This window comes from Chromobacterium sinusclupearum (genome assembly GCF_002902845.1).
In the GTDB taxonomy this organism is placed as follows: domain Bacteria; phylum Pseudomonadota; class Gammaproteobacteria; order Burkholderiales; family Chromobacteriaceae; genus Chromobacterium; species Chromobacterium sinusclupearum.
The window spans coordinates 136905-144506 of record NZ_PPTF01000098.1; the positions used below are offsets into that span (position 1 = coordinate 136905).

The 7602-nt window shown below is 57.9% G+C and carries 5 protein-coding genes and 1 pseudogene; 5 read left to right on the plus strand and 1 reads right to left on the minus strand.

Translation table 11 applies throughout. The features are described 5' to 3' along the window. The first annotated feature begins 453 nt into the window (after positions 1 to 453). From C2134_RS20350 to C2134_RS20370, 5 genes and pseudogenes are all read left to right on the plus strand, one after another. Positions 454 to 1092, plus strand: a complete 639-nt coding sequence (locus C2134_RS20350; RefSeq protein ID WP_103321884.1) for a TnsA endonuclease N-terminal domain-containing protein — start codon at positions 454 to 456, stop codon at positions 1090 to 1092. Beyond that, entirely contained in the window at positions 1073 to 3037 is a 1965-nt protein-coding gene (locus C2134_RS20355; RefSeq protein ID WP_103321885.1) for a TnsB C-terminal domain-containing protein, read from the plus strand. The genes C2134_RS20350 and C2134_RS20355 overlap by 20 nt, the downstream gene beginning before the upstream one ends. Continuing rightward, entirely contained in the window at positions 3037 to 4083 is a 1047-nt protein-coding gene (locus C2134_RS20360; protein ID WP_103321886.1) for a TniB family NTP-binding protein, read from the plus strand. The genes C2134_RS20355 and C2134_RS20360 overlap by 1 nt, the downstream gene beginning before the upstream one ends. After that, a complete protein-coding gene (locus C2134_RS20365; protein WP_103321887.1) occupies positions 4076 to 6052 on the plus strand; it encodes a helix-turn-helix domain-containing protein in 1977 nt (658 codons plus the stop codon). The genes C2134_RS20360 and C2134_RS20365 overlap by 8 nt, the downstream gene beginning before the upstream one ends. 241 nt (positions 6053 to 6293) lie before the next feature. Then, positions 6294 to 6479 (plus strand): annotated as a pseudogene (locus C2134_RS20370) (IS5/IS1182 family transposase); the annotation flags it as partial. A 57-nt stretch (positions 6480 to 6536) separates the two neighbouring features. Here C2134_RS20370 and C2134_RS20375 read toward each other — a convergent pair. Beyond that, positions 6537 to 7064, minus strand: a complete 528-nt coding sequence (locus tag C2134_RS20375; protein WP_158248842.1) for an immunity 42 family protein — start codon at positions 7062 to 7064, stop codon at positions 6537 to 6539. Positions 7065 to 7602: the final 538 nt, after the last annotated feature.

Here is a 7602-nt window from a genome sequence, read left to right on the forward strand (position 1 = left end):
GCAAAAACGCAATGGAGAATTGTGACGAGTGAAAGCGCAGAAATCCTCGTCATCCCGTGAAGCTGGGAGCCAAGTTGACGCGCTGGGAACGCTACTCACCGAATAAATGACATTCAACTAATCTTCATTTCCACACATCACTAGATGTCGGGGAGAGGGCCGCCTACGCCACCTCCTTACTGATGAAGGAAGTGATCTATGCACAGGAGCTCTAGATATGAAAAAAGGCTAGCGTAAGTGGCTAGCCCTTTGATGCAAAAGACGAATCCTTTGCGGTCTCAAACCTAGTATCGTCCCACGCATCAAGGCGGTCAAGCCACATCCCCCCATCCCCAGCCAAAAACGTTCAGTTTCCAACTGAACGGCGGATTTTCACGTCCATTTTTGGCCAACTTTCCAACAGATGCGTGGCTGCGCAGGGAGAGGTATTGCCGGCGCAGCCGGGAGAATACGATGCGAGTACGACGAGTCGTCACCCGTAGGGGTAGGCACATCCGTGGCTATTTCCCCTCCAAAAAAATGAAGCGGATGGTTGCATGGGAGTCGCTGCTGGAACGCGATGCCTTGCTGTTGCTGGAGCTATCACCTGGTGTGGTGGCCTACCAGGAGCAACCCGAAAAATTGGCCTATTGGGATGGAGATGCCATGCGTGCCCATATCCCAGACCTGTGGGCTTCGCTACACGATGAACGGACGCTGTTCATTGAGATCAAGCCCTCATCCGAACTAACCCGCCCCAAGGTAAAAACGAAGTACCGCCAGATTGCTGAGCAATTACAGGAACAGGGTTTGGACTACCGGCTACTGACTGAAGAAGGAATCCAGCAGGAGCCGCAGTTCAGCAATCTGAAACAGCTGCTGTACCGCTACAACCATCCCGCGAGCCCCCTCCCAACCCGCAGCCAGCTGGCTGCGGCCTTCTATCTGTCCGAGTCCATCCCCTTGGCGAAATGCCTGGAGCGGTTCGGTTCAGACGTCACCGATACCCTGATCGCGCAAGCCCGGCTCTACGTCGACCTGACTCAGCCCCTCGCACCTGCGTCCCTCGTTCAACTACCTGCGGGAGAGCGCCATGCAACGATTTACTTTTAAGCGCGGCCTTGGCTTCCTCCAGGGACAGACTCGCTGGGAGCTGGACCGCCGGCTGGCCAGCGGCAAGCTTCAGTTGCTCTCAGACGAGGGCGAGGTTCTGACGCTGACCTCCGCAGAAATCCTGCAACGCTGGCAGTCGCAGACATGGATCATCGACGAGGCGTCATTGGCCAACCTCGGTGAGGCAATTTACATCGTTACGCCGCGCGACCTGTCGACCTATCCGCTCAAAATCCAGGCCATCGTTCGGCGCCGCCTGCATTATCTGCAGGGCATCGATCCCGACCACACACCGTACAGCAGGTCGGCTTGGGAGGCGCGCATCAGTCAACTGGCCAGCGAGATCGATGACAAGTCCCCGCCTTGCGCGTCGACCGTATCAGACTGGTGGCGGCGCTACCGGACCACCCGCTCCATTCTGAAACTGATTCCCTGGGGTCGGCCAGAGTCCAACCACCAGACCAAACCGGGCTATCAGTTGTTCGAGCATGTCATCGCCGAGGTTTATCTCACCGACAACAAGCTGCCAAAGCTGGCGGTCTACCAGCGGATGAAAGCGCGTACCGAGGCCATCAACCAGACGTTATCCCCTGACGAGCAGATGAAATGCCCCGGCCGCACCACGGTATTCCGCTGGCTGGAGGCGCTACAACAGGACCTGGTCGATCTGGCCCGCGAGGGCGCCGAGGCCGTGCGCATGAAATACCGCGTGGCGATCGGCCGTGTGGAGACCCAGGCCATCCTGGAACGGATCGAGATCGACCATACCCCGCTGGATATCATCATCATCGATCTGGTGACCGGCCTGGCCTTGGGCAGGCCGTGGATTACCGTGGCGATCGACCAATACTCCCGGATGATCATGGGTTTCTATATCAGCATTGGTGCCCCTTCCGCCAACTCGCTGTTGCAGTGCCTGCGGCGCGCCATCTTGCCCAAGGAGCACCTGCTCAGTCAGTGGACCGATATCAAGAATCCGTGGCCGGCCTACGGCATTCCGCAGTTGGTTGCCGTCGACAATGGCCCGGATCTGCACAGCACCGGTTTTGAACAGGCCTGCCTGGAGATGAGCATCGTGATGCTGTTCTGCGGCTCGAAAGTCTCGTGGGAAAAAGGCGCGATCGAACGGTTTATCCGGACGATGAGCGTGGACCTTATCCACACCCTGCCAGGCACTACGTTTTCCAATCCGCAGGAGCGCGGCGACTACCCATCAGAACAGCGGGCTTGCCTGGATATGGCCACGCTGACGCGTTTGTTGGTGCGCTGGATTGTCGATGTCTACAACGTCACGCCGCACCGCGGCATCAAGGGAAGGCCGCTGGACCGTTGGCAGGAGTCAGCCAACCGGACCCCGATTGCGCTGCCCACCGACCCCCAGCAACTGGAGCTGATCGCCGGCATTCCGGCGAGTCGGACGCTGTTCCACTACGGCATCGAGTTCGAAGGCCTGCATTACAACGACCATCACGTGCAGTTGATCCGCCGGCGCTTCGGCAAAAACGTTCCCGTGGAGATCAAAACCTACGAGGATGATGTCGGCCACATTCATGTACTGGATCCGGACAGCAAGGCGTATCTGCGCGTTCCGGCGCGGGACATGGAATACGCCGAGGGGCTGCCTCGGGAAATGCACCGCACCATCCGCGCCCATGCCCGCAAGCGCTTCGGCGAGCTGTGCAACACCCCGGATTTGCTGGAGGCGAAACGCGAGATCCAAGAACTGGCGCAGGCGGCGCTGCAGCACAAGAAGATGGGCTACCGGAAGTCCGGCGCGCGCCAATTCAACCTCAACAGCGAAGCGGTGCTGGAAAAACAGGATCCGCTGGTCGCCGCCAGAAAACCCGTCAAAACCCGCAAAGTCCCCGTTCCAGATGCCTTGCCGGACGGACTGCTGGATGAGCTGCCAGAGCTGTCGGTGTCAGCCAAGAAGGGAGGCGCGTGATGGATCCGCTCGACTTGATGCGGCAGTTCGCCCCGAACGCCGGCTACACGTCCGACAAGGTGCTGGGCTACAAACTGCAGTTGGAACCCATCTACCACCAACGCTTTCGCCACGCGCTGTTCCAGATCGCCGAACTGCATCACCGTCGCCGCGCGCATGGCGTGGGCGGCGGCGTGCTGTTGATCGGCCCCTCCGGCGCCGGCAAAAGCACCGTGCTTCGGGCGTATGAAGCCCAGTCACCACGCAGTTTTGAGACGCAGCGGACTCGGATTCCAGTCCTCATCGTGCGAGTGCCGTCATCGCCGACGGTGCGCAGTCTCGCCGGCGCCATCCTGGAGGCCATGGGGGACCGCAAATCGCACCGCGGCACAGCCCCCGAGAAAACCACCCGGCTGGTCGACTTCTTCTCGCAATGCGGTGTGGAGTTGCTGCTGATCGATGAGTTCCAGCATCTGTTCTATACCCCCAGCGCGACAGCATTTCGGGATGTCACCGATTGGCTGAAGAACCTGCTGGAGAGTACCGGCGTAGGCATGGTGGCGTGCGGGCTGTCGGCAGCCGAACTGGTGATCCGCAGCAACGAGCAGTTGTCGCGCCGGTTCTCGCAGTGCATCCCCATGGATCCGTTCCAGCTCGACGATGAGGCGGATTTCTTGGAATACCGGGGGCTTCTCAAAGGCATCGCCCCCTGCCTGCCGCTGGGCTGCGAGACTCCCTTGCATGAGGCCAACCTGGCACGGCGCATCCACACCGCCAGCTTCGGACTGCTCGACTACACCATCAGGCTGCTGGAGGGCGCAGTTTGCGCGGCCAACCTGGCCGGCCTCAACACGCTGTCGCTGGATGTGCTGGCCGCCAGCTTTCGCGAGCGGATCTGGAAAGACGTGCCTGACACGCTGAACCCCTTCCATCCCGAGTCGTTGCTACGTCCCCTCACTCGCCCCGGCGAGATGTTCTACCCGCATACCCGAAAGGACCCAGTCGGCTCGCCGGTAGCCATCAAGCTGGGCCTGCATCAGAGCAAAGGAGGCGTGACCCATGCATGACAGCACCATCCCCAGGCAAGATGCTCCCAGCTTGCTGATCCGGCCTCACCCAACCCGAACCGAGGGGCCTATCGGCTACCTGTTCCGGCTGGCCGAGGCTAACTTCATGAGCCTGCGAGACCTGGAACAGCTCGGCATCGCCTTCACCCCGGAGGCCTTGCGGCAGCAACAGCTGCTGCCTCCCGATTCGCTTTATCCGGAGCTGCACAGCCATGTTCGCCACGTAGCCGAGTTGGCGCGACATCAGCCCAGCATTTGGAACCGACGCTTCGCCCGGCACTGCCCGTACTGCCTGGCAGAGGAAGTCCGATGGCGGATCGGCTGGGAGCTTCTGTTTTTCGACACCTGCCCCAAACACGGCACCTGGCTGGTGGACCATTGCTCCAGCTGCGGCGAATCGCTGACCTGGCACCGAGACAGCCTGCTCCGCTGCAACTGCGGCGCCGATCTGCGTCGGGAAGTCCCGGAAGAAGCGCCTGCGGCCGCCATTCTGCTGGCGGAAACGCTAGAACAGATGCTGTTGCAGCAAACGGTTCCACACACGCATGGCTACCCTTTCCCAGGGCTCACCCTGGAGCAGGTACAGCGCCTAATCCGCTACCTGGGCACTTATCTGAATCCGGTCGCCACGCTCAAACCACTCAAAATCATGAATGCGGGCTTGCTGGAAGTGTCCTGGCCAATAACATCTTTGGCAGCGGAGATGCTGGTTTTCTGGCCCGACAAGTTCCACGCCGCCCTCGACGCCCTGCAAACGTCCAGCGGGGATCCGCAGATCAGCTTGAACACCGTATTTGAGGAGGCTTATCGCTACCTTTACGATGGCGGGCTACGCGATGGCGTTTACCACCCAGTTCGCGAAGCTTTCGAACAGTGGGTGACGCAGCGTTGGAAAGGCGGCGTGGCGAGACGGAATCGCCGGTTCACCATCGAGGTCCTGGAAAACATCCAGTGGATTCCTGGCAAGGCCGCCGCCAACCGACTTGGCATCTCCATGGCGCGGCTGCGCTACCTGATCCGATCCGGACAACTGGAGGGGCAGGAAACCATCAGCAACACAGGGCGCCGCTTCCTGATGGTGCGCAAAGACCGGCTGATCCAGGTGGAGGAAGAGCTCGCCGGAGAAATCACCATGACCAAGGCCATGGAGGTGCTGGGCCTAGGCAAAGTGCGGATGCGCCGGATCCTGAAGCTGCTGTTCCCCTCCGCCCGCCGGGTCAACGATCAGACCTTGCTGCCGTGGTGCATTTCCAGCTCGGAGGTCTACCAGTTGGCCGAGTTCGGCGAGGATCTGCCGCGGGTTTACTCCCTCGACGAAGACGAAACTTCGCTGGCCGACGTGCTGCACTATTGGCAGTGGAATGCCGATGAAGTCGTGTCGTTGGTTGAGGAAGTCCAGGCCGGCAAACTGGCCGTCTGCGCCACTCTCATCGGTAAGACCGGGATCACACGCTGGGTGTTCAAGCGCAAGGCCCTGCAGCAGTGGCGTGCCGGTCTCCCCACGGATCGGGCCAACTGGGTCACCATCCCGGAGTTGGCCGAAGTGCTGGGCGTGAAGCAGCAGGTGGCGTACTGGCTGACGCAGAACGATTACATCCGCTCGCACAAGCTGGGCAACCAGAAGCACCAAGGCTCCAGGGTGCGCAAAGCGGATGTCGACCGCTTCCTGCGGCAGTACATCTTCGGCACCGAGATCGCAGACCTGACTGGCCGTTCGCCCAGGAAAGTGATGAACATGCTCAAGCACTTAGCCATCTACCCGCTGCGCGGCACCAGCATCGAAGCTTGCCGCCAACTGGTATATGCCCGCACCGATGCGCTGGCACGATTTATCGAGAGATACCAGGTGGGGGATCCGATCAAGTGGCGGGACACGGTGCAGCGGCGGCAGAAGGCCTGGGAGAGGATAATCCAGGAAGATGGGACACCTGTGCCCGCCCCATCCATCCACGGTTTGTTTGAGCCGTAATTGTTGTGGGGGAGCTGTTCTCCTGCCCAACCTGAACGTGCGGGCAAGGCTGAATGGCCTGCCCCCTGCGTGGCTAGAAGTTGACCGGAGTGTATTGCGCCCCCTATTTCCCCTTGGTGGCGGATCGCCCTGTGCACGGGACATCCGCCCTACGCGAAATCATCCGCCGCAAGATGAACTCCCGGCAAAGCCGGGAGTTCCGCCGCGATGTCGATATCGTGTAGATATCCAGGGTACGCGGTGGAAGCGCTGGAGCGACTACCATCGCCGCGGCCTGGTGGAAACCAAGATGCATTGCTTCAAACGGTTAGGTGAAAGGGTCACGGCCCGGTGCTTCCATGATCAAGTGGCAGAGCTGCAAGTGCGTGCTGTCATCTTGAACCGCGCCAGCATGCTGGGCCGTCCGTGCATGGTGGCTGTGGCGTAAATCCGTTTGGGGAAAGGGGAAGCTCGCCCTCTCTGGGATTTGTGCAACAGAGCCCATCTAATTTAACGAAGAAAGGTAACCCTCAACACCAGAAATTATACACCGCAAATCTTCCTTCTCCACAAATACCTCTACGACACCATCTTCCCATTTAAAATCATTTTTTTCCACCATCCGTACATCAGCCCCCAAAATCCTTACCAGCCCATTATTTTCGATGGCAAAAACATAACAACCACTCTCCTCCAAATTATACGTAGACGCTTCATACAAATCAGTAGGGACAAAATCATCGGCGATCAACTCATTAGCACCCGCCAACTCCGGCAACATCGATCTTAACATAAAAACAAATGCATCACTTGCCACCATCGAAAACAAATCTTCGTCACAAGCTGGGTTTGCAAGAGCTCCATTTAAAAGGCAATACAAATCTCCACTTAGCGTAGCCACAGAGGAATTAGGCGGAAATATAACTCTACCCATTAAGAAATGAAAAATACCATTCTTATATCCGCCATCAGTACTCCAACCTGGAAGACAATCAATCAAAATAGCAAAATTATTAGGATCACCAAAAACCATATTAATTACCTCCATTTACCAGGCAAACCAAACGCTTTCTTAACATCACTAGGCACTTGACTCTTTGGCAAAGGAGCACTTTTATCCCCAGTACTTCCCGACCAATGCCATGCCCCATCATTTGCATTAGGGCCGTAGGTTGGGCTGAATAAAATGAAGCCCAACGCTTACCGAGAATGAATAGATTTCACCTTATGGGAATCATTTTACTTTTCGTGATAAACGTTGGGCTTCGCACGCTTAGCCCAACCTACGGCCCTACTTTCCTTCAACTGTGAACAACGGCGATGAACAGGCTCTTAGTGAGATCTCTGCCAAATTCCAAAAAACACCCCGCCAACAATAAAAGATATAACAAGGAAAAATATAGTCCAATAAGCCACTCTGGCCCATTTAGGTAATTTCTTATACTCCTCTTCGCTCATATTTGATGGCATCATTTCTTATCCTTTCCAGAAAATATTTTCGTCGAATAACCAGCAGGAGCCGCACCTATCCCTGGAGTAGCTAAGCCATATTCAATTGCACTCCCCCCCCC